The organism is Mumia sp. ZJ430 (genome assembly GCF_011751845.1).
In the GTDB taxonomy this organism is placed as follows: domain Bacteria; phylum Actinomycetota; class Actinomycetes; order Propionibacteriales; family Nocardioidaceae; genus Mumia.
The window spans coordinates 1,104,688-1,125,463 of record NZ_JAAHFK010000002.1; the positions used below are offsets into that span (position 1 = coordinate 1,104,688).

The 20,776-nt window shown below is 70.1% G+C and carries 30 protein-coding genes and 1 tRNA gene; 10 read left to right on the forward strand and 21 right to left on the reverse strand.

Features of this window, described 5'->3' with window-relative positions; translation table 11 throughout:
- Positions 1-7 precede the first annotated feature (7 nt).
- On the forward strand, positions 8-1,357 hold the full coding sequence (gene gdhA / locus HCT63_RS11825; RefSeq protein ID WP_167004542.1) for an NADP-specific glutamate dehydrogenase: 1,350 nt from the start codon (positions 8-10) through the stop codon (positions 1,355-1,357).
- Between the two features lie 63 nt (positions 1,358-1,420).
- Positions 1,421-2,545: an endonuclease/exonuclease/phosphatase family protein gene (locus tag HCT63_RS11830; protein ID WP_167004545.1), complete on the forward strand. Its 1,125-nt coding sequence runs from the start codon at positions 1,421-1,423 to the stop codon at positions 2,543-2,545.
- A gap of 24 nt (positions 2,546-2,569) precedes the next feature.
- Here HCT63_RS11830 and HCT63_RS11835 read toward each other — a convergent pair whose 3' ends face one another.
- Entirely contained in the window at positions 2,570-3,409 is an 840-nt protein-coding gene (locus HCT63_RS11835) for a class I SAM-dependent methyltransferase (RefSeq protein WP_167004548.1), read from the reverse strand.
- A gap of 95 nt (positions 3,410-3,504) precedes the next feature.
- Between HCT63_RS11835 and HCT63_RS11840 the strand changes: the two genes are divergently transcribed.
- The gene (locus tag HCT63_RS11840) at positions 3,505-4,182 is read left to right on the forward strand and encodes a helix-turn-helix domain-containing protein (RefSeq protein ID WP_167004551.1); all 678 of its coding nucleotides are present in this window, start codon (positions 3,505-3,507) and stop codon (positions 4,180-4,182) included.
- A 10-nt stretch (positions 4,183-4,192) separates the two neighbouring features.
- Here HCT63_RS11840 and HCT63_RS11845 read toward each other — a convergent pair whose 3' ends face one another.
- From HCT63_RS11845 to HCT63_RS11865, 5 genes are all read right to left on the reverse strand, one after another.
- Positions 4,193-4,732: a nucleosidase gene (locus HCT63_RS11845; RefSeq protein WP_167004554.1), complete on the reverse strand. Its 540-nt coding sequence runs from the start codon at positions 4,730-4,732 to the stop codon at positions 4,193-4,195.
- Positions 4,733-4,741: 9 nt separating this feature from the next.
- Positions 4,742-5,788 (reverse strand): YihY/virulence factor BrkB family protein, encoded by a 1,047-nt coding sequence (locus HCT63_RS11850; protein WP_167004557.1) that lies wholly within the window; start codon positions 5,786-5,788, stop codon positions 4,742-4,744.
- Positions 5,785-6,075, reverse strand: coding sequence for a YtxH domain-containing protein (locus tag HCT63_RS11855; RefSeq protein ID WP_167004560.1), 291 nt, complete (start codon positions 6,073-6,075; stop codon positions 5,785-5,787). Before HCT63_RS11855 ends, HCT63_RS11850 begins: the two co-directional genes overlap by 4 nt.
- Positions 6,076-6,138: 63 nt before the next feature.
- The gene (locus HCT63_RS11860) at positions 6,139-6,666 is read right to left on the reverse strand and encodes a PaaI family thioesterase (RefSeq protein ID WP_167004563.1); all 528 of its coding nucleotides are present in this window, start codon (positions 6,664-6,666) and stop codon (positions 6,139-6,141) included.
- Complete coding sequence (locus HCT63_RS11865; RefSeq protein ID WP_167004566.1) at positions 6,663-7,211, reverse strand: helix-turn-helix domain-containing protein; 549 nt, start codon at positions 7,209-7,211, stop codon at positions 6,663-6,665. Before HCT63_RS11865 ends, HCT63_RS11860 begins: the two co-directional genes overlap by 4 nt.
- Before the next feature lie 98 nt (positions 7,212-7,309).
- Here HCT63_RS11865 and HCT63_RS20715 point away from each other — a divergent pair, with 98 nt between their 5' ends.
- Both HCT63_RS20715 and HCT63_RS11875 read left to right on the forward strand, forming a co-directional pair.
- Entirely contained in the window at positions 7,310-8,158 is an 849-nt protein-coding gene (locus tag HCT63_RS20715; RefSeq protein ID WP_208322393.1) for a CatB-related O-acetyltransferase, read from the forward strand.
- A gap of 27 nt (positions 8,159-8,185) precedes the next feature.
- Positions 8,186-8,470, forward strand: a complete 285-nt coding sequence (locus HCT63_RS11875; RefSeq protein ID WP_167004569.1) for a hypothetical protein — start codon at positions 8,186-8,188, stop codon at positions 8,468-8,470.
- A 17-nt stretch (positions 8,471-8,487) separates the two neighbouring features.
- Here HCT63_RS11875 and HCT63_RS11880 read toward each other — a convergent pair whose 3' ends face one another.
- Entirely contained in the window at positions 8,488-8,706 is a 219-nt protein-coding gene (locus HCT63_RS11880) for a hypothetical protein (protein WP_167004572.1), read from the reverse strand.
- Between the two features lie 70 nt (positions 8,707-8,776).
- Here HCT63_RS11880 and HCT63_RS11885 point away from each other — a divergent pair, with 70 nt between their 5' ends.
- Positions 8,777-9,745, forward strand: a complete 969-nt coding sequence (locus HCT63_RS11885) for an L-lactate dehydrogenase (RefSeq protein WP_167004576.1) — start codon at positions 8,777-8,779, stop codon at positions 9,743-9,745.
- 7 nt (positions 9,746-9,752) lie between these two features.
- Here the strand turns inward: HCT63_RS11885 and HCT63_RS11890 are convergent, their stop codons facing one another.
- Genes HCT63_RS11890 through HCT63_RS11900 form a run of 3 tightly spaced genes read right to left on the reverse strand, consistent with a single transcriptional unit; the run spans position 9,753 to position 11,526 of the window.
- A complete protein-coding gene (locus HCT63_RS11890; protein WP_167004579.1) occupies positions 9,753-10,892 on the reverse strand; it encodes an FUSC family protein in 1,140 nt (379 codons plus the stop codon).
- Between the two features lie 28 nt (positions 10,893-10,920).
- Positions 10,921-11,241: a co-chaperone GroES gene (locus tag HCT63_RS11895; protein WP_167004582.1), complete on the reverse strand. Its 321-nt coding sequence runs from the start codon at positions 11,239-11,241 to the stop codon at positions 10,921-10,923.
- Complete coding sequence (locus HCT63_RS11900; protein WP_167004585.1) at positions 11,242-11,526, reverse strand: DUF3618 domain-containing protein; 285 nt, start codon at positions 11,524-11,526, stop codon at positions 11,242-11,244.
- 99 nt (positions 11,527-11,625) lie between these two features.
- On the opposite strand from HCT63_RS11900, the gene bcp reads away from it, so the two are divergent.
- Positions 11,626-12,096 (forward strand): thioredoxin-dependent thiol peroxidase, encoded by a 471-nt coding sequence (bcp, locus tag HCT63_RS11905; RefSeq protein ID WP_167004589.1) that lies wholly within the window; start codon positions 11,626-11,628, stop codon positions 12,094-12,096.
- A 19-nt stretch (positions 12,097-12,115) separates the two neighbouring features.
- Positions 12,116-12,197, forward strand: a tRNA-Leu gene (locus tag HCT63_RS11910).
- Between the two features lie 337 nt (positions 12,198-12,534).
- Here HCT63_RS11910 and HCT63_RS11915 read toward each other — a convergent pair.
- Entirely contained in the window at positions 12,535-12,966 is a 432-nt protein-coding gene (locus HCT63_RS11915; protein WP_167004592.1) for a VOC family protein, read from the reverse strand.
- A gap of 4 nt (positions 12,967-12,970) precedes the next feature.
- Positions 12,971-13,834 carry a helix-turn-helix domain-containing protein gene (locus tag HCT63_RS11920; RefSeq protein ID WP_167004595.1) on the reverse strand — a complete coding sequence of 288 codons (864 nt, stop codon included), beginning with the start codon at positions 13,832-13,834 and terminating at the stop codon, positions 12,971-12,973.
- A 54-nt stretch (positions 13,835-13,888) separates the two neighbouring features.
- Here HCT63_RS11920 and HCT63_RS11925 point away from each other — a divergent pair, with 54 nt between their 5' ends.
- Positions 13,889-14,353 (forward strand): tRNA (cytidine(34)-2'-O)-methyltransferase, encoded by a 465-nt coding sequence (locus HCT63_RS11925; RefSeq protein ID WP_167004598.1) that lies wholly within the window; start codon positions 13,889-13,891, stop codon positions 14,351-14,353.
- Between the two features lie 26 nt (positions 14,354-14,379).
- Here HCT63_RS11925 and HCT63_RS11930 read toward each other — a convergent pair whose 3' ends face one another.
- Genes HCT63_RS11930 through murI form a run of 5 tightly spaced genes read right to left on the reverse strand, consistent with a single transcriptional unit; the run spans position 14,380 to position 17,739 of the window.
- The gene (locus tag HCT63_RS11930; protein ID WP_167004600.1) at positions 14,380-14,772 is read right to left on the reverse strand and encodes a hypothetical protein; all 393 of its coding nucleotides are present in this window, start codon (positions 14,770-14,772) and stop codon (positions 14,380-14,382) included.
- Between the two features lie 7 nt (positions 14,773-14,779).
- Complete coding sequence (gene rdgB / locus HCT63_RS11935) at positions 14,780-15,394, reverse strand: RdgB/HAM1 family non-canonical purine NTP pyrophosphatase (RefSeq protein ID WP_167004603.1); 615 nt, start codon at positions 15,392-15,394, stop codon at positions 14,780-14,782.
- Entirely contained in the window at positions 15,391-16,122 is a 732-nt protein-coding gene (rph, locus tag HCT63_RS11940) for a ribonuclease PH (RefSeq protein ID WP_167004606.1), read from the reverse strand. Before rph ends, rdgB begins: the two co-directional genes overlap by 4 nt.
- A gap of 37 nt (positions 16,123-16,159) precedes the next feature.
- Positions 16,160-16,921: an MBL fold metallo-hydrolase gene (locus HCT63_RS11945; protein WP_167004610.1), complete on the reverse strand. Its 762-nt coding sequence runs from the start codon at positions 16,919-16,921 to the stop codon at positions 16,160-16,162.
- Positions 16,918-17,739 carry a glutamate racemase gene (gene murI, locus HCT63_RS11950; RefSeq protein WP_167004613.1) on the reverse strand — a complete coding sequence of 274 codons (822 nt, stop codon included), beginning with the start codon at positions 17,737-17,739 and terminating at the stop codon, positions 16,918-16,920. Before murI ends, HCT63_RS11945 begins: the two co-directional genes overlap by 4 nt.
- Before the next feature lie 142 nt (positions 17,740-17,881).
- On the opposite strand from murI, the gene HCT63_RS11955 reads away from it, so the two are divergent.
- Complete coding sequence (locus tag HCT63_RS11955) at positions 17,882-18,385, forward strand: DinB family protein (protein ID WP_167004616.1); 504 nt, start codon at positions 17,882-17,884, stop codon at positions 18,383-18,385.
- 113 nt (positions 18,386-18,498) lie between these two features.
- On the opposite strand, the gene HCT63_RS11960 is transcribed toward HCT63_RS11955, so the two are convergent.
- From HCT63_RS11960 to HCT63_RS11975, 4 genes are all read right to left on the reverse strand, one after another.
- Positions 18,499-19,446 carry a cysteine synthase gene (locus HCT63_RS11960; protein WP_167004618.1) on the reverse strand — a complete coding sequence of 316 codons (948 nt, stop codon included), beginning with the start codon at positions 19,444-19,446 and terminating at the stop codon, positions 18,499-18,501.
- Positions 19,447-19,473: 27 nt separating this feature from the next.
- The gene (locus HCT63_RS11965) at positions 19,474-19,752 is read right to left on the reverse strand and encodes a MoaD/ThiS family protein (RefSeq protein WP_167004621.1); all 279 of its coding nucleotides are present in this window, start codon (positions 19,750-19,752) and stop codon (positions 19,474-19,476) included.
- Positions 19,752-20,213 (reverse strand): M67 family metallopeptidase, encoded by a 462-nt coding sequence (locus tag HCT63_RS11970; RefSeq protein ID WP_167004624.1) that lies wholly within the window; start codon positions 20,211-20,213, stop codon positions 19,752-19,754. Before HCT63_RS11970 ends, HCT63_RS11965 begins: the two co-directional genes overlap by 1 nt.
- An 80-nt stretch (positions 20,214-20,293) precedes the next feature.
- On the reverse strand, positions 20,294-20,764 hold the full coding sequence (locus HCT63_RS11975) for a 2'-5' RNA ligase family protein (protein WP_167004627.1): 471 nt from the start codon (positions 20,762-20,764) through the stop codon (positions 20,294-20,296).
- Positions 20,765-20,776 lie beyond the last annotated feature (12 nt).

Sequence of the window (20,776 nt, forward strand, 5' to 3'; positions counted from 1 at the left end):
GCACCACGTGTCGAGCGTCGACGAGAAGCTTCAGGGTGTGTACGACGAGGTCCTTCGTCGCAACCCGGGCGAGGCAGAGTTCCACCAGGCGGTCCGCGAGGTCCTGGTGAGCCTGGGCCCCGTGGTGTCCAAGCGCCCCGAGTACGTCGATGCCGCGATCATCCGCCGCATCTGCGAGCCCGAGCGCCAGATCATCTTCCGGGTGCCGTGGGTCGACGATGCCGGCCGCGTGCAGATCAACCGCGGCTTCCGTGTGCAGTTCAACTCCGCGCTCGGTCCGTTCAAGGGCGGCCTGCGCTTCCACCCGAGCGTCTACCTCGGCATCGTGAAGTTCCTCGGCTTCGAGCAGATCTTCAAGAACTCGCTGACCGGCCTGCCCATCGGCGGCGCCAAGGGCGGCTCGGACTTCGACCCCAAGGGTCACTCCGACGCCGAGGTCATGCGGTTCTGCCAGTCCTTCATGACCGAGCTGACGCGCTACATCGGCGAGTACACCGACGTTCCCGCCGGCGACATCGGCGTCGGTGGTCGCGAGATCGGCTACCTGTTCGGCCAGTACAAGCGCATCACTTCGCGCTACGAGTCTGGTGTCCTCACCGGCAAGGGCCTCACGTGGGGCGGCTCGCAGGTTCGCAAGGAGGCCACCGGGTACGGCACCGTCTTCTTCGTCTCCGAGATGCTCAAGGCCGCGGGCGACTCCTTCGACGGCAAGCGCGTCGTGGTCTCCGGCTCCGGCAACGTGGCGACGTACGCCATCGAGAAGGTCCACGAGCTCGGCGGCACCGTCGTGGCCTGCTCGGACTCCAGCGGCTACGTCGTCGACGAGGGCGGCATCGACGTGGCGCTCCTCAAGGAGGTCAAGGAGGTGCGCCGCGGCAGGATCTCCGAGTACGCGGACCTGCGCGGCAACGGTGTCCGCTCCACCGACGCAGGGTCGATCTGGGACGTCGCGTGCGACATCGCCCTGCCGTCGGCGACGCAGAACGAGCTCAACGGCGCCGACGCGGTCACCCTCGTCAAGAACGGCTGCACCATCGTCGCCGAGGGCGCCAACATGCCTGCCACCCCGGAGGCGATCGCGGTCTTCGAGGACGCCGGGGTGCGCTTCGCGCCGGGCAAGGCCGCCAACGCCGGCGGCGTGGCGACGAGCGCCCTCGAGATGCAGCAGAACGCCTCGCGCGACTCGTGGACTTTCGAGCACACCGAGGAGCGCCTGGCCGAGATCATGCGCGGCATCCACGACCGGTGCGCCGAGACGGCGGACGAGTTCGGGACGCCGGGCAACTACGTCGCCGGCGCCAACATCGCCGGGTTCGTGCGCGTCGCCGACGCGATGCTCGCGCTCGGCGTGATCTGACCTCCGACAAGTCCCCGTGCCGTGACCCGTGCCCGGCGCAGACTGACGGACGGGGGGATCACCATGCGCATCGCATCGTTCAACGTCGAGAACCTGTTCGCGCGGCCGAAGGCGATGGCCGACTCCGAGGGCGACGCCGCCACCCGCAAGAAGGTGCTGGCCGCTCACGCGCGCCTGTCCGACCTGTTCGAGCGGCACAGCTATGCCGGAGCCGAGGACGACATCCTCGCTCTGCTCGACACGGTTGGGGTGCTGCGCTCCGACGAGGGCCCGTACGTCCGGCTGCGCAAGCTGCGCGGCCAGCTCGTCCGGCGACCCCGTACGGGTGAGGTCACCCTGGTCGCGAAGGGACGTGCCGACTGGGTCGGCTGGCTCGAGCTCAAGACGATCGCCGTGAACGCCCTCGCCACCGAGAACACCGCGCGGGTCTTCGAAGCACTCGACGCCGATGTGGTGACCGTGGTCGAGGCCGACGACCGGCCTGGTCTCCAGATGTTCTCCGAGTCACTGCTGCCCGCCGTCGGCGGCACCCCGTACGAGCAGGTCATGGTGCTCGAGGGCAACGACCTGCGCGGCATCGACGTCGGGCTCATGGCGTCCGGCGACTACCGACTGGTGCAGATGCGCACCCACATCTTCGACACCGACCCGCAAGGGACGGTGTTCTCGCGCGACTGCTGCGAGTACCACGTCGAGACCCCGCTCGGGACGCGCCTCGTGCTCCTCGCCAACCACTTCAAGTCCAAGGGCTACTCCTCGCCCGGTGACCCCACGGGCGCGAAGCGTCGAGAGCGCCAGGCGTCCCGCGTCGCGCGGATCGTCCGGTCGCTGCGCAGCGAGGGCGTCGACCACCTCGCGGTCACCGGAGACCTCAACGACGACCCGGACAGCACCTCGCTGGCGCCGCTGCTGGAGATGGACGGGCTCACCGACGTCAGCGCGCATCCCGCGTTCGACTGGAACCACCGTCGCGGGACGTACGGGTCGGGCAACGAGGACGACAAGATCGACTACATCCTCCTCTCCGACCCGCTCTTCGCGCGGATGACTGCTGGCGGCGTCTTCCGCAAGGGTGTCTGGCGCGGTCCCCGTACGAAGGATCCGTGGGAGATCTTCCCGACCCTCACCTCGCGGGTCGAGGAAGCCTCCGACCACGCCGCACTGTGGGCCGACCTCGCCGGGGTGTGACCCCGACGCGGCCGGCCCACCCCCTCAGGCGCGACGGGCGGTGAACAGCAGGTAGTCCCACGGCATCGCGCCGTTGCGGACACCGAACGTCTCCGCGAGCGCGGCGAGCTCGCCGTCGAGCGCCGCCACCTTCTCCGGGTCGTCGGCGATGGCCTTGTAGACCGCGATCGTCGGTCCGTACGTCGCCTTGAAAAAGTCCCGGAACTCCGCGCCGTCGAAGAAGCGGTCCACGGCGAGCGTCTGCGTCGTGGCCTCGACGTCGGTGACCCGATCGCCGAAGAGCGCGCGGACGTGGTCAGCGTCTCCCCAAAGCGGCGGGGGCTGCGCTCCGGGCGGAGGCGGCGGAGCGTACGGCTTCATCGTCGCGAACATCTGCCCGATGAAGCCCTGCGGCGTCCAGCTCACGAGCCCGATCGTGCCGCCGGGCTTGGTGGCACGGACGATCTCGTCGGCCGTCTCCTGGTGGTGCGGCGCGAACATCGCCCCGACGCACGACATCACCACGTCGTACGACGCGTCCTCCACCCCCAGGTGCTCGACGTCGTCCTCGCGCCAGGTCAGCGTGAGGCCTTCGTCGTCGGCCTCCGCGCGCCCGACGTCGAGGAGCTCGGGCGTCAGGTCGCTCGCCGTCACCGTCGCGCCGGTGCGCGCGGCGGGGAGTGCGGCGTTGCCGGAGCCCGCACCCACGTCGAGCACGGTCTGCCCCGCCTCGATGCCGCAGGCGTCCACGAGCACCGGGCCCAGGCTAGCGATCACCTCCGTCGCGACCGCCGGATAGTCCCCCCACGCCCACATCGCGCGGTGCTTCGCCTTGATCGCGGCATCGTCCGTGGTGGCCGACGCCGCTGTCGTCTCGCTCGTCATGACAAGATTCCCCCTTCGGTGTGCGTGAGGTCGACGCTACGGACGAGCAGACAACGGGCCTAGTACGAGATCTGTACCGGTCGTACGCTGCACGGATGGGGGCCCCATACCACCAGTTCTGCCCCGTCGCGAAGGCGATGGAGCTGCTGGACGAGCGCTGGACGATGCTGCTCGTCCGCGAACTCGTCACGGGGAGCCAGCGCTTCAACGACCTGCGGCGCGGCCTTCCCCGCATGTCCCCGTCGCTGCTGTCCAAGCGCCTGCACCAGCTCGTCGTCGCGGGCATCGTCGAGAAGCAGGTCGAAGGCAACGACGTCCGCTACGTCCTGACACCGGCCGGCGAGGAGCTACGCCAGGTCGTCGAGTCGGTCGGCACCTGGGGCGTGCGGTGGATCGGCACGCTCGGCGACGAGGACCTCGACCCCAAGCTTCTGATGTGGGACATGCACCGCAAGGTGGACCTCGATGCCGTCGCGGACCCACCCGAGGTCGTGCACTTCGTGTTCGACGACGTCCGCGGGGCGTCGCGGCGATGGTGGATCGTCATCGAGCCCAACGACACCGACGTGTGCGACATCGACCCGGAGAGGCCCGTCTCGGTGACGGTCACGACCGGCCTGCGGGCGCTCACCCAGGTCTGGCGCGGCGACACGACGTGGGACCGTGCGCTACGGTCCGGTTCCGTCCGCGTCGACGGCCCGACGATGCTGCGCCGAGCGGTGCCCGCGTGGTTCCCACCGACCGGACTCGCGCAGGTCGTCCGTCCCACGTGAGTGAGCCGCGTCAGGCGTTCTGGCTCAGCCACTCCCCCAGCACCCGGGCGCTCGCGTCGACGACCTGCGGCCAGTCCATGGCCGACTCGTCCGCCTGGTCGCTCACGTGCTTCACGAGGCGGACCGGCACGTCGAAGTGGCGGGCCACCGCGGCCACGGCGAACCCCTCCATGTCGACCAGCGCAGCACGCTGAGCCAGCAGGTCGCGGACGGCCGGGTCGTTGACAAAGGTGTCCCCGCTGGCCAGCACGGTGCCGTCGCCGCCTGCGATCTCGATCTCGTCGACCGCGTCATAGCCGAGGAGCCGCAGCTCCGCCGCACTGAAGTCGTGGTTCAGCACCCGCGACGGCAGCCGCAACCCCGTCGCGCCACCGAGCGCACCGGCGGTCCCGACGTTGAGGACGACCGACGGGCGACGCTCGGCGAGCGCGAGCGCGGTGACCAGCGTCGCCTGGACCTTGCCGATCCCGGTGACGAGCACCGAGAGGCCCGGCGGGACGTGGGCGGCTTCGGCGGCGGTCGCCGCGACGACGAGAGGCTCCGAGGGCATACGAGGAGCCTAGTCAGTCGTATGCCCTCGACTCTCCCGCAGTCGACGCCCGCGCGCGACGTCGTCCTCGTGCTTGGCGGCCGCCTTGTCGCTCTTCGTGGTGTCTCGCGGCGGCAGCTGGATCCTCTCCTCCGCCGCGATCCCGCCCTGCAGCTGACGTCCCCGCTCCAGCTCCGCGTCGAGCTCAGCTCCGAACAGGAGCGCGAGGTTGGTGATCCACAACCACAGGAGGAACACGACCACCCCGGCCAACGACCCGTACGTGCGGTTGTAGCTCGAGAAGTTCGCGACGTAGAAACCGAAGGCGACCGACGCGATGATCCACACCACGATCGCGACGACGGCACCGACGCTGAGCCACCGGAACTTCGGCTGCTTCACGTTCGGGGTCGCGTAGTAAAGGATCGCAACAAGCACCATGACGGCCAGCAGCATCACCGGCCACTTCGCGATGTTCCACACCGTCACCGCCGTGTCGCCCATGCCGATCGCGTCGCCGACGGCCTGGGCGGCAGGCCCGGTCAGGACGAGCGCCAGGGCGACCAGCGCACACAGGACCACCGTGATCAGCGTGACGAGCAGCATGACCGGTCGAAGCTTCCAGATCGGCCTGCCTTCATCGACCTCGTACACGCGGTTCATGGCCCGCCCGAAGGCGCCCACATAGCCCGACGCCGACCACAGCGCGACCGCGAGGCCCAGCACGAACGCCAGCCCCGCTCCGCTGCCGCTGCTCAGCTGGACGAGCGTGGGCTCGAGGGTGTTCGCCGCCGAGTCCGCGCCGACGTCGCGGAGGACGCCCAGCAGGGTGTCAACGGTCTCGCGGCCCTGGCCGAACAGCCCGACGAGCGACAGCAGCGCGATCATCATCGGGAAGAGCGCGAGCACCGAGTAGTACGTCAAGGCGGCCGCGATGTCGAGGCACTCGTCCTCCGAGAACTCGCGGACCGCCTTGCGCACCACGTAGGTCCACGAAGGCTTCGTGATCTCGGTCGGCGACCCCGGCTTGGCCGGGTCGTCCGGGTGAGGCGCGCGCTCGGGTCGGGCTTCGGTCATCCGGTCGGCCCCGTGTTCGACGGCGCGGCGTTGTGGTCGCCGCTGCCCTCCTTCCGGTGGGTCACCTTGCCGACGGTGTCCTTGGCCGTCTGTGTGACCTTGTCCTGCACCTCAGGAGCCTTCTCCTTCGCGAAGTCCTGAGCATCGCTCACCTTCTGCTGCACAGTGGGGTCGTTCCACATGCTCTGGGCCTTGCCCTTGATCTGCTCGAAGCGCTCACGGCCGTCGCGCGTACCGAGTACGTAGCCCACGGCGAGGCCTCCGAGCAGAGCCAGCTTTCCCTTCATGGGGATTCCCTTCGTTCGTCATCGAGTACCGGTCACAGGACGGGTACCCGATTCCGAGCAAGATCAACCCGCCGCGAGGATCAGACAGCTACTCGTCGCGTGCGCAAGGAGGCGACCGTCGGCGTCGAGCAGCTCGGCCTCGGCCAACGCGGTCGTACGGCCACGGTGGCGGACGCGGCCGACGGCACGCACCGGACCGGTCTCGACGGTGAGGCGGCGGAGGAACTTCACGTTGAGGTCCTGGCTGGTGTAGCCGACGCCCTCCGGGAGCGTCGTGTGCACCGCGCACCCGGCAGCGGAGTCGAGCAACGTCGCGAACACTCCGCCGTGGACGGAGCCGATCGGGTTGTACTGGAACTCCGCCGGCTCCAGCGTGAACTCGACCTCGCCTTCCTCGACCGAGGTCAGCGCGAACCCGACGAGCCGCGCGATCGGTGCCGGCGGCACGAGCCCGTCGCGGACAGCGCGCATGAGCTCGAGCCCGCTGCGTCCGGCCGCCGCGTGCACGGTCGCCATCGGGTCGTCCCAGGTGTGCGTACGCTCACGTGTCGCGGCCTCGGCACCAGTACGGTCGGTGGGCGGTGCGGTCATCTCGGCTCTCCTCGCTCCCGGTCGCGCCGGGATCGTCGGTCGGTACGGGAGGCGAAGCGCCGTTGGGTCTCGGGTCCTGCGGCAGGACCTGCCGTCGCCTCCAGTCGCAGCTGCGACAGCGGCGTGCCGGTGGCGGCGTCGACGAGGACGGGCTCGATCTCGCGCTCCGAGTCGCGGTCGACGAGCACCACCGCGCGGTCGGCGGCATCGAGGTCGTGGTTGCCCCAGGCCAGCAGCGCCAGCACCACGCTCTGCGAGGCATGGCCGCGGTCGGTCAGGACGTACTCGAAGCGCTCGGGCCGCTCGCTGTAGCGACGTCGCTCCATCAGCCCGCGCTCGACGAGCGTGCGGAGACGCCGCGTGAGCATGGCCGGCGAGATCGCCAGGTCGTCGGCGAACTCGTCGAACCGACGCATCCCGTCGAGGGCGTCGCGCAAGATGAGCAGGCTCCACCAGTCTCCGAGCTCGTCGACGCTGCGTGCGACGGGGCACTCAGCGTCGCTCAGATCGGTACGCCGCATCGTCTCTCCTCTCGCGATCGCCATGACTACCATGATGATAGTCACCGCGATGAGCAGAAGTCGACCAGATCCGACCGCGGACCGAGTCCGGGCATCGACCGGCCCAGGGAGGTCCCTAGGCTATGACGACCGACGTCACCCGCCCCCAGGGAGTCCCCTTGCGCTCGCCGTTCCGTCGCCGACCCGACGCACCTGTGCCCGCTGCCGCCGCCCCGCCGCCTGCCCTGCCAGCACCGGACCCGGAGCCAGCACCAGAGCCGGAGCCAGCGCCGGGCACCGAGCCGCCAGCCCCCGAGGTCGTCGGCATCGACGGCCTCCAGCGGCTGCCCGCTGTCTCGGTCGGCAACCTGACGTGCGAGCCACCTGTCCAGATCGCCGGCCGCATCCGTGTCACCAGCCCGGTGACTGTCGGGGCCTACACCTATCTCACGTCCGGCCTCATCAAGACGTCCGGCTCCATCGGACGCTACTGCTCGATCGGCCCCGACGTGGCGATCGGCCACCCCGAGCACCCCATCGAGTGGCTCAGCACGTCGCCGTTCCAGTACAACCCGCGGCGGTTCGGCTGGCACCCCACCGCCGAGGAGTTCCCGTCGGCGTCGACGATCGCGGGCGCCGACACGTCCTGGCGCGGAGGCTCGTTCACGATCGGCAACGACGTCTGGATCGGGGTCAACGTGACGATCCTGCGCGACGTCACGATCGGCGACGGCGCCATCATCGCGGCCGGCGCGGTCGTCACGAAGGACGTCGCTCCGTACACGATTGTCGGCGGTGTCCCCGCCCGGCCGATCCGTCAGCGCTTCGACGACGCCACCGTCGCCCGCCTGCTGGCCTCGCGGTGGTGGGAGCTCAGCCCCAACCAGATGCGCGACGTCCCCGTCACCGACGTGCACGCCGCGTTGGAAGCGATCGAGGCCCTGCGGGCCGGCGGCGTGTCCGCGTACGAGTCCGAGCAGGTTCCTGTCTGACCCGAGCGGTCCGTAGGATCGGGGGCTGTGACCCCCGAGACGACACGCCGCCCCGCCGTGCCCCGGCGGACCTGGCTCGGCGTGCTCTTCGCCGTCGTGGCGATCGCCTCGCTCGTCGCGTGCGTGCCTGCGTTCGCCGCGAGCGACTGGTTCGCGGCAGGCCGACGGGCGATGTTCGGTGGCTTCTTCGTCCTGTACGCGGTGGGCCACTTCCGATGGCCGCACACGCGCTGGCCGAAGCACGGAGAGCGGGCGGCGGCCACGCTCGTGCTCGGCTACCTCGGGTGCGTCGGCCTGTCGATGATCGACTGACACCTGCGGCCGACGCGCTAGGTGCCCGGTTTGGTCTGGCCCGCGTACTCGGCCGGCAGCGCATCGCCCTGCTCGGTGGGGATCGCCTCGGACTCCGGATCCACGAGGTACCACGCCTCGGGTCCCGCACCAGCGCCGCCGAGGATCAGCACGAAGCCGTCCGCGTCGGGCTCCACGTCGTCCCACACCTGGTTGGCGTACTCCAACGGACCGCCGAACGTCACCACCATCGCCATGCGACGACGGTAGTACCGCGAGGCCCGTTGCGCTCTGCAGAGCGGCAGGGCCGATGACAGACTCGTGAGCATGGCGGAGCCGGGGCGAGGCACCAAGATCGCGGTCTGCGGCGCGGGCTCGGTCGGGAGCACCGTCGCGTACGCCGCGCTTCTGCGGGGGCTCGCCGACGAGATCGTCCTGTACGACATCGCGACCGCGCTCGTCCAGGCACAGGCCGGTGACCTCAACGACGGGGCGGCGTTCGCCCCGCCGGCGACGATCGTCGGCAGCGACGACCCGGCGGCATGCGCGGGCGCCGACGTCGTCGTCATGACCGCCGGCGCGCGGCAGAAGCCGGGCCAGACCCGCCTCGACCTCGCGGAGGTCAACATCGGCATCACCCGCAGCGTGCTCGGCGCCGTACGCCAGCACGCGCCGGACGCGATCTACATCATCGTGACGAACCCGTGCGACGTCCTGGCGTACGCGGCGGTCGGCTTCCTCGACCTCCCAGCCGGACGCGTCTTCGGCTCGGGGACGGTCCTCGACACGGCACGCCTGCGCTACCTGCTCTCACGCCGGCTGCACGTCTCGACGCGCAGCGTGCACGCGCTGGTCGCCGGCGAGCACGGAGACACCGAGATCGTCCTCTGGTCGTCGGCGAACGTCGGTGGCGTGCCTCTGGCCTCGTACGACGTGGAGGGCCGCGCGATCCCGGTCTCGGAGTACGGCGAGATCCGCGACGCCGTCGCCAACTCGGCGTACACCGTGATCGAGGGGAAGGGCGCAACCAACTATGCGATCGGTCTGGCGATGGCCGACATCATGTCGGCGGTGCTGCGCGACGAGCACCGGTTCCTGCCGGTGTCCACGCTGTTCACTGGCCAGTACGGCATCAGCGACGTCTGCCTGTCCGCCCCCTGCGTGGTCGGCACGAACGGCGCCGCGGGGCCGGCCGTCCTCCCGCTCGACGACACCGATCTCGAGGGTCTGCGCGCTTCTGCCGAGGCGTTGCGCCACCAGAACCGCAAGCTCGGCCTTCCGTCGCCCACCAACTAGGCCCTCCCTACGACTCGCGCACCTCGAGCGCCCGGTCGACCTGCGCCTGCGTCATGCCCGTTGCATAGAGCAAGTCCGACGCGAGCGCACGCACCTGAGCGACCACAGCGGCGTCGTTGATCGTGGCGGCAGCCGGAAGCGCCACCGTGGCCATCCGCGCCGCCTCGACGAGTTTGCTGCGTGCCTCGTCGTACGCGTCGGCCGCCGCGATGTCGTCGGCGAAGATGCCGACCGCTTCCTGGAGGAGACTCACCGCCTCCGGCATCCCGGGGAACGACCGCTCTCCCTTGCGCAGCATCGTATGGACGCGGCGTGCGAGCACACGGGCGTCGCGGACCGCGTTGTCGACGTCACGGATCGCGACGACGTAGCGCTCGACATGGCTGCGCTGGCGCCAGCGCAGCGGTGAGTAACGGGCGATCTCGTCCGCCCCGGAGACCGTCGTCGCGAGGCGCTCGATCGCCGGCTGGAGCCCGCGGACCTGCTGCAGCGCCGTCCACGCGGGCCCAGCGTCCTCGAGGCGTAGCGCAAGCTCGATGCCGCGCAGCGCCTGGTCGAGCGTACGGAGCACCGCCTGCATCTCGCGGTTGGCGCGGCGCGCGGGGTTGCCCGGGATGAGCAGCGCCATCGCGAGTCCGACGAGGCCGCCGACCACGGCGTCGATGAAGCGGATGACCGCCGGGTTGCCCGCCGTTACCGGCAAGATCGCGGCCAGCAGGCTCGCCGACGTCGCCGCCTGGGTGCGCGCCAACCCGCGCAGCCCGAGGAACGTGGCCGAGACCGAGGCGAGGGCGACGATCACGCCGATCTGCCACCAGCCTCTGCCGATCAGCGTGATCAGCGTCTCGCCGACGAGCACGCCGACCGAGACGCCGACGAACAGCTCGAGCATGATCTGCCGACGACCACCCACCCCCGCATAGACGACGAGGATCGCCGCGACCGGCGCGAAGAACGGTTGCTGGTGGCCGATGATGTCGTGCGCGATCACCCACGCCAGCGCGGCACCCACCGACACCTGGACGATCGCCGTCAGCTGCGTGCGTACCCATTGCAGACGTGCACGCAGCGCCACTGGCATCCGTGCACCGCTGCGGACGTCCCCGCCGTCGCCGATGCGGGCGAGGAAACCCTGCTCGCGCGCCATCGGCCCTCCCCCCGTACTGGTCCGTGCCCTACAGGTAGAGACCGGTCTGGTCGTCGTCGATCCGCTTTGCTGCCACCGCGTGCAGATCGCGCTCGCGGAGAAGGATGAAGTCCTTGCCGCGCACCTCGACCTCGGCCCGGTCGTCCGGGTCGAACAGGACGCTGTCGCCGACCTGGACCGTACGGACGTTGCTGCCGACCGCCTCGACCCTCGCCCACGCCAGACGCCGGCCGAGCGCGGCAGTCGCCGGGATGACGATGCCGCCGGACGAGCGCCGGTCGCCGGACTCGGGGTCGATCGACACCAAGAGCCGGTCGTGGAGCATCCGGATGGGGAGCCCGTCGGCCATTCAGTTGCTCACGATCTTGCGGATCACGATGATGAGCCCGAGGACACCGACGACGGCGCCGGCGACGGGCAGGATGTTCTCGAGGCGAGGCTCACCCGACGGCGTCACGAAGCGCGCCTTGACGTCGGCAATGCGGCGACGGGCCACGTTCTTGGGGTTGGCGAGGTCGACGAGCTGGTCGACGTTGGACGCGAGCCGGTTCCTGACCTCGTCGATCTGGGAGACGAGCTGGTCAGGCGTCCCGGTGATCGTCGTCGGGGCCTCTGGCCTGGTGTCGTTCGCCACGTCGTCTCCTCGCTGCGTCTTCGCGGTCGCGGCGCCGCCCGACCCGAGGGGCTGCGGTCACCTGTCGAGTCCACGTTACCGATAGGCAAGGATAGGGCCATGACCACGCGACTGCAGCCAGGTGATCAGGCCCCGGATTTCACGCTTGTGGACGACCACGGCAAAGAGGTCACGCTTTCCGATTTCCGGGGCGGCAAGGTCATCGTCTACTTCTATCCCGCGGCCATGACTCCGGGGTGCACACGCGAGGCGTGCGACTTCACCGCCGAGCGCGAGACCTTCGACTCGTCGGGCTACACGGTCCTGGGCATCTCGCCCGACAACACCGAGAAGCTCGCGAAGTTCCGTGAGAAGGAGGGGCTGGAGATCACGCTGCTCTCCGATCCCGACAAAGAGGTGCTCCGCGCCTGGGGCGCCTACGGCGACAAGAAGCTCTACGGCAAGGTCATCGAGGGTGTCATCCGCTCGACGTTCGTCGTCGACGAGGAGGGCAAGATCGAGGTCGCGCAGTACAACATCAAGGCGACGGGTCACGTCGAGCGGCTCATCCGTCAGCTCGACATCGCCTGAGCCCTAGAATGTCCGACGGGCCGGTGTGGTGGAACTGGTAGACACGCAGGATTTAGGTTCCTGTGTCGAGAGACGTGCAGGTTCGAGTCCTGTCACCGGCACCCGTCGTTCCTACCTACCCTCGCGCATCGCCACGAAGGATGCCCGAAGCTCCCCTACGAAGATGTCCGGCTGCTCGAACGCCGCGAAGTGGCCGCCCCTCTCCGGCGTGCCCCAGTAGCGGATGGCGCTGAAGCGTCGCTCGGCCCCGGAACCATCCGTCGACGGTCTCGTAGCTCTCCCAGAACAGCCGCGTCGACGAGGCAGCGGTCCGACTGGCGCTCGCGGCGGGCAGCCACAGGGTCGACGGGGCTCCTGGCAGGACAGATGATCCCCGGAACGCGGTCCCTCAGAGTCATCTCGTGGCACCGATAGACCGCGTTGACATCTGCCAGATCGTCAGTGCGGCTCGCCGCGGTAGGTCCCGAACGACCAGGAGTTGCCCTCGGGATCGGCCGCGATGAAGTCCCGGCTTCCGTAGTCGGTCGTTGTCAGCTCCATGACGATCGTGGCGCCGGCCGCCTTCGCCCGCTCGTAGAGCGCGTCCGGGTCGGAGCACACGACGTACGCACCGAAGGTGCCGGCCTTCTGCTGCCAGTGGCCCTCGGTCTTCTCCGAGCCCATCATGATCCCGCCGCCCTCGGACCAGGCCAGCTCGGCGTGCTGGACGCGGTCGCCGTCGGCGATCACGACCACCCGGCGGAAGCCGAACGCCCGCTCCAGGAAGTCGATCATGCCGAGCGCATCGCGGGCCGCGAGGGCGGGCCACACGGTCGGTGCCGGCGTCGTGGTCTCGGTGGTCTGGTCCGTGGTCTGCTGTTCAGTGCTCATGGCCTCACCCTGTCGCGGCACCGTGCCCTCCGGCTTGGATGTTTCGGCGCTCTTCGGCCAGCCAGCCCGTCGGCGACGTCCCCGCCATCGCCTGGAACTCGTGGACGAGGTGCGCATGGTCGGCGTATCCCGCACGCGCCGCGACGTCGCTGAGCGTCTCCTCCCCCGGCTGGGCGACCTGGTCCCGCACCATGGCGACCGCGCGGTCGAAGCGCACCAGCCGTCCGAGCACTTTCGGACCGAAGCCGAGTTCCTCCACGAAGACCGCCCGCAACCGCCGCGGGCTCAGCGCGACGTGCGCGGCGAGGTCGTCGACCCGTCCGTTGCCTCCGTGGGCCACGATCCAGCGCCACCCCTCGACCACCTCGGGCCGCGGCCGGGACGCCGCCGCGCCGCTGGCCGTACGGGCACGTACGGCCAGGAAGTCACGGACCATTCCGAACCGGTTCGACCAGTCGTCCACGTCCCCGACCCGCCGGCGCAGCGCCGGTGCCGACGGTCCGAGGACGTCGCCGAGGTCGAGCGCAAGGCCGGGGAGGCGACTCGCGGGCGCACCGAACAGCCAACGCGCCGCGAACGGGTGCACGGCGAGCTGCACACCCTCCTGGGTGTCTGGCTGGTCGATGAACGCCGGCCGCGTCGAGAGCGGACCGAGCATGTCGTACGCGGCGACCGGCGCCTCGTCGCCCTCCCGCTCTCCCACGACCACCGGGGTGTCGAGGGCGATGACGAGCGTGAGGTACGGAGAGGGCAGCCCGCGGTGCAGGCGCTGCGTGATCCCGCTCTGGCGGTATCCGACCATCGAGGTGACCGCGCCTGCGAACGGGCCGCGCGGGTCCGCGCGGACGAAGTCCATGGAGGTGGTCACGCTTTGAGTATCCGCCCGATCGGTGCCGCAGGGCAGCCGCGATAGCCTCGGACGATGTTCCGAATCCTCTACTACGAGCCGCGGATCCCGCCCAACACGGGCAATGCGATCCGCTTGGCGGCCGCGACCGGCGCCCAGCTGCATCTTGTGGAGCCGCTGGGGTTCGACCTGTCCGACGCCAAGCTCAAGCGGGCCGGACTGGACTACCACGACCTGGCGGACGTCTCGGTCCACGCCGACCTCGAGGCCGCGTTCAAGGCGCTCGACCCGGTCCGCGTGTTCGCGTTCACGACCGCCGCCACGACCTCGTACGCGGACATCGCGTACGAGCCCGGCGACGTGTTCCTCTTCGGGCCGGAGCCGACGGGGCTGCCCGAGCACGTCCTCGCCGACCGGCGCGTGACCGATCGGCTGCGGATCCCGATGCAGCCGGCACGTCGCTCGCTCAACCTCGCCAACTCGACGGCGATCGTCGTGTACGAGGCGTGGCGCCAGCAGGCCTACGCCGGAGGCGTGTAGCTCGTCAAGCACAGCGCCGAAGGCGTCTAGGACGCCACGGCGGCGGGACGGCGACGCGGCCGTACGACCCGGCGTACGAGCGCGATCACGACCAGCGCCGCCGCGAAGATCCACCACGCACCCGCCTGCTCGAGACCGGGGCTCGACTCACCGACGATCCATGCGTACGCGGCCACCATGAACGCTCCCCCGAGCGTCACCAGCATCGCCGGAACGAACATCGTCACGAGCGCGGCGCCGAGGATGACGAGGCCGACCTGACGGATGTCGTCCTGGTTCGTGTACCACCAGAGCGCGTCCGCACTCATCCCCTCGGGGTCGGGCATCCCGGTGGAGCTCAGCGCACGCCACGTCGCGACGAACGCCACTGCCCACGCGATGAGGGCGGCGATGCGCAGGAGCGGCAGCAGCGTACGCACAGCGGCCTCAGGCCAGCAGCGCGACGAGGTGCGGGACCATCGCGCGCAGTGCGTTGCCCCGGTGGCTGATCGCGTCCTTGTCCGCGGGGGTCAGCTCGGCGGTCGACACGTCGTAGCCGTCGGCCGCGAACAGCGGGTCGTACCCGAAGCCCCCGTCACCGGTCGCCTCGCGCTGGATCCGGCCGCGCATGATGCCGATCTCGACGACCTCCGCCCCGCTCGGCATCGTGAGCGCCATCGCGCACCGGAACTCCGCGCCGCGGCGCTCGTCCGGCACGTCGGCCAGCTGGTCGAGCAGCAGCGCGTTGTTGCGCGCATCAGACTTGGGTCGACCGCCCCAGCGAGCCGAGAGCACGCCCGGCATGCCGTTGAGGGCGTCCACGCACAGACCGGAGTCGTCGGCCAGCGACGGCAGGCCGGTCGCCTTCGCCGCGGCACGCGCCTTGAGCAGCGCGTTGCCCTCGAAGGTCGGCTGGTCCTCTACCGGCTCGGCGAAGTCACCGATGTCGCCCAGCCCCAGCACCTCGATGCCCGGGAGCTCGGGCTCCAGGATGCGGCGCAGCTCGGCGAGCTTGCCCGTGTTGTGGCTCGCCAGGACGACCCGGCGCCCCGCCTCGCTCACGCCGCGCCCCCACCGAGCGCGGCCGCCTGGATCGCCGTGAGATCGGCGCAGCCCTTCTCGGCGAGCGCCAGCAGCGCGTCGAGCTCCACACGGTCGAACGGCGCGCCCTCAGCGGTCCCCTGGACCTCGACGAATGCGCCCGAGCCGGTCATCACGACGTTCATGTCCGTCTCGGCGCGGACGTCCTCGGTGTACGGGAGGTCGAGCATCGGGGTGCCGTCGATGATCCCCACCGACACCGCAGAGACCGACCCGGTGAGCGGCTCCGCCACCAGCGAGCCGCGCCCCCGCAGGTAGGAGACGGCGTCCGCCAGGGCGACGTACGCGCCGGTGATCGCTGCCGTGCGGGTGCCGCCGTCGGCCTGGAGGACGTCGCAGTCGATGACGATCGTGTTCTCGCCGAGCGCCTTGTAGTCGATCACGGCACGCAGCGAGCGCCCGATCAGGCGCGAGATCTCGTGCGTACGACCGCCGATGCGGCCCTTCACGGACTCGCGGTCGGACCGGGTGTGGGTCGCGCGCGGCAGCATCGCATACTCGGCCGTCACCCAGCCGAGGCCGGAGTCACGACGCCAGCGCGGCACCCCCTCGGTCACGCTCGCGGCGCACAGCACCCGCGTACGTCCGAACTCGACCAGCACCGATCCCTCGGCGTGGTCGAGCCAGTTGCGGGTGATGGTGACCGGACGCAGCTCGTCGACGGCGCGGCCGTCCTCGCGGGAAGTCATGCCCGCGAGCCTAACGCGGTGACCGTACGGGCCTGCGTCACACCTCGTAGACGTTGCCCGGGACCACGAGCTCGCTCTGCCCGGCGAACGCGGCCTTGGCCTCTGAGGCGACGACGTCGTGGTCGGTCCAGGTCGGCACGTGGGTGAGCAGCAGACGACCGACACCGGCCTCCGTCGCCGCGACGCCGGCGTCCGTCCCCGAGAGATGGAGATGGGGTGGGTTGCCCCCGGCGTCGACGAACGAAGCCTCGCAGAGGAAGACGTCGGCATCACGGGCCGCGTCCGCGAGCGCCGGCGTCGGGCCGGTGTCGCCCGAGTAGACGAGAACCCGCCCGTCGGTCTCGATCCGCAGCGCATACGACTCGACAGGGTGGTCGACCAGAGTCGGCGTCACTGTGAACGGGCCCAGCGTCGCCGGCTCGCCGTCGGTCCACGCGAAGACGTCGAGCTCCTCGGTCATGCCGGGATCGCGCGGGAGGTCGTACGCCTCGGCGAACCGCTGCGCACTCCCTTCGGGGCCCCACAGGGGGATGCGTGGGAGCGGGCCACCAGGGACGTACTTGCGGTAGACGTACATCCCGCAGATGTCCATGTAGTGGTCCGGGTGCAGGTGCGAGACCGCGATCGCGTCGAGGTCCTCGATCGCGGCGTACTGCTGCAGGACACCGAGCGCACCATTGCCGAGATCCACGACGAGTCGGTAGGTACGGCCCTCGTACGGCGCCTCGACGAGATAGCAGCTGGCGGCGGAGTCGGGCCCTGGGTAGGAGCCTGCGCACCCGATGATCGTGAGCCTCATGCGCCCACCCACGCGGTGATGCCCATCGAGGAGAACTGGTCGACCTGCTCGATCTCGGGGCCGAGGAAGCGACGGCCGAGCGTACGGAACTGCTCCGGCTGGCCCGTCGTGAGGAAGCGGTGCTCGGGCAGCGTGTCCGTGGTGCGCTCGAGCTCGTGGCGCACCAGCAGCGCGTACACGTCCTTGGCGGTCTCGTCGGCGCTCGACACCAGCGTCACGTCGTCTCCCATCACGTACGAGATCACGCCGGTCAGCAGCGGATAGTGAGTGCAGCCGAGCACGAGCGTGTCCACGCCGGCGGCCTGCAGCGGCGCGAGGTATTCGTGGGCGACCTCCAGCAGCTCGGGCCCGGACGTCACCCCTGCCTCGACGAACTCGACGAAGCGTGGGCACGCCTCGACGGTCAGCTGGACGGTCGGGTTGGCGGCGAACGCATCGTCGTAGGCCATCGAGGCCTTTGTCGCGCGCGTGCAGATCACGCCGACATGGTGGTTGCGGGTAGCCGCGACCGCACGTCGAGTCGCGGGCACGATCACCTCGACGACCGGCACGTCGTAGCGTTCGCGGGCGTCGCGGAGCACGGCGGCACTCGCCGAGTTGCACGCGATGACCAGCGCCTTCACGCCCTGGGTGACGAGGTGGTCGAGGCACTCGAGGGCGTACTCGCGGACGTCACCGATCGGCTGCGGCCCGTACGGCTGCCGGGCTGTGTCGCCGAGATAGAGGACCGCCTCGTTCGGCAGCTGGTCGATCACGGCACGAGCGACGGTGAGACCGCCGAAGCCGGAGTCGAAGATGCCGATGGGCGCGTCGTTCACCCGAGCGAGCCTAGTGGGCGATTCACACGCACGAAACACATTGCGGTCCAGGCCACACGGCGCGTCGCGTCACCCACCGGCTGGTCGAGCAGCCGCGAGGAACGAGCGGCGTGTCCACACCACGCTCCCCTACAGTCCCTCCATGAGACGAGTTCCTTTCACCGGAGACGAGAAGGAGAGCCTGTACGTGGCTCTCGACCGGCACCGCGACGCCATCTTGTGGAAGATCGACGGGTTGTCCGACGACGACCTGCGGCGGCCCATCGTGCCGTCAGGCACGACGCTCCTCGGGATGGTCAAGCACCTGGCGTCCGTCGACTACGCCTGGTTCTGCTCGACGTTCGGCCGCGAGTCGCTCGAGGTCCCGGCCGACGAGGACGACTGGGACGCCGACTGGCGCATCGAGCCGTGGGAGACGACCGAGGGCGTGCTCGCCTACTTCGCGATGGCGCGCAAGGCCGCCGACGAGGTGATCCACGACCTGGACCTCACCGACACCGGCACGGCCTGGTACGGCCCGACGGTCTCGCTGCGATGGGTGTTGATCCACATGGTCGAGGAGTACGCCCGCCACGCCGGCCACGCGGACATCCTCCGCGAGCTGGTCGACGGGGCGACGGGCCCGTTCGAGGGCTACCCGACCTGAGCGATGGTCCCGCCCCTCCCATTTTCCGTTGGCCCCAAGGAAGAGTGCAGGCCCCACCGCGCATGTGCGGTGGGGCAACACTTCTTCGTTGGGGCCAACGGAAAGTGGAGGGCCTACGCCCAGAGCTGGCCCTCGAGGCGCTCCTCGGCCTCGTCGATCGTGCCTTCGTACGCGCCGGTCGAGAGGTACTTCCAGCCACCGTCCGCGACGACGAACGCGATGTCGGCCGATGCCCCCGCCTTGACGGCCTTCGAGGCCTGGGCAAGCGCGGCGTGCAGGATCGCGCCGGTCGAGATGCCGGCGAAGACGCCCTCGGCCTCGAGCAGCTCACGCACGCGCCGGACGGCGTCGCGCGGGCCGACAGAGAAGCGGGCGTCGATGTACTGCGGGTCGTACAGCTCGGGCACGAACCCCTCGTCGAGGTTGCGCAGCCCGTACACGAGCTCGCCGTAGCGAGGCTCGGCGGCGACGATGCGCACCTCGGGCTTGGCCTCGCGGAAGAACCGCCCGACGCCCATCAGCGTGCCGGTCGTGCCGAGCCCCCCGACGAAGTGCGTCACCTCGGGCAGGTCGGCCAGGATCTCGGGCCCCGTGCCGCGGTAGTGCGCGTCGGCGTTGGCGGCGTTGCCGTACTGATAGAGCATCACCCAGTCGGGATGCTCCTCGGCGACGCGCTTCGCGACGCGGACGGCCTCGTTGGAGCCGCCCGCCGCGGGCGACGAGACGATCTCCGCGCCCCACATCCGCAGGATCTGGCGCCGCTCCTCGGACGTGTTCTCCGGCATGACGCACACCATGCGGTAGCCGCGCAGCTTGGCGACCATCGCCAGCGAGATGCCGGTGTTGCCGGACGTCGGCTCGAGGATCGTGCACCCCGGCCGCAGCACGCCCTCAGCCTCGGCGCGCTCGATCATCGCGAGCGCGGCACGGTCCTTGATGGAGCCGGTCGGGTTGCGGTCCTCGAGCTTGGCCCAGATCCGGACCTCAGGGGTCGGCGACAACCTCGGCAGCCCCACGAGCGGGGTGTTGCCGACGGAGTCGATCAGGTTGTCGAAGCGCATGAGGTCAACGTGCGTACGGGGCGCCGGTCAGCGCGAACCGCCCGCGACCGCGGGCAGGATCACGACGACGTCGCCATCGGACAGCGGCGTCTCGAGGCCGCCGGAGAACCGGATGTCCTCGTCGTTGACATAGATGTTGACGAAGCGACGCGGCTGGCCGTCCTCGACCAGCCGGTCCTTGATGCCGGAGTGGTTCGCCTCCAGGTCCTCGATCAGCGCGCTGACCGAGTCACCGGCGGCGGACACCTTCTTCTCGCCGTCGGTGTAGGTGCGGAGAATGGTGGGGACTCGGACCTCGATGGCCATCAGACGTCTGCTTCCTTCGAACGGGTGCTTACGTCGTCGTAACGTTCAACGACCTTGACTTCTTCCTCGGTGACCTCACCGTCGACGATCCGGTACGACCGGAACTCGACGGGGCCGGACTCGTGTGCGCCGTCACGGGTCGACACGAGGACGTAGTGGGCCCCGGGCTCACCGGCGAGGTTGACGTCCGTACGGGATGGGTAGGCCTCGGTCGCGGTGTGCGAGTGGTAGACGACGACGGGCTCCTCGTCGTTGTCGTCCATCTCCTGGTAGAGCCGCAGCAGGTCGGTCGAGTCGAACTCGTAGAACGTGGGCGACATCGCCGCGTTGACCATCGGCGCGAAGCGCGTCGGCAGATCGGATCCGACGGCCCCCGCGACCACGCCGCAGGCCTCGTCGGGATGGTCCCGACGGGCGTGCGCGATGATCGCGTCGTAGGTCGCCTGGTCGATGGTCAGCATGCCTCACAGGGTACGCGGTCCCGAATGGCGGACGCCCGGCATCCACCATGCGGGAAGCCGAGCGTGTGGGACAGTGCACGTCAGGGTGTCGCAGGGCCACCGAGCGGCCAGGTCCGTACGACCCGTCGTCGCCGTGCATCGCCGTCCGGGCGCATCGCGACCAGCGAGACGTCCTCGAGCCGTACGGGCGCGCCGATCTCCACACCGCGCCCGCGCTGCTCGGACACGTGGGGTCGGAACCGGTCGCCGACGTGCCGCATCGCCCGGACGTCGACGCCGACATCGTCGAGCGCGGCGAGCATCGCGCGGTGCAGGGCGTCGATCTCGTCCACGCGGGCCAGCTCGGCGACGCGGACCTCGCGGCGCCGTCCGAACCAGGTGTCGGCGACAGCGCGGGTATCGATCGGCGGGCGGCCGGCGAGCACACCGCTCAGCGCTCCGACGACGTCGTCCTCGGCGGCGTCGAAGGGCGGGACCCACGTGACGTGCAACGGCCAGGCGTCGCGGCCGAACTCCTCCGGCGCAGGTTCAGACTCGACAAACGTGACCACGCACCAGCGCGT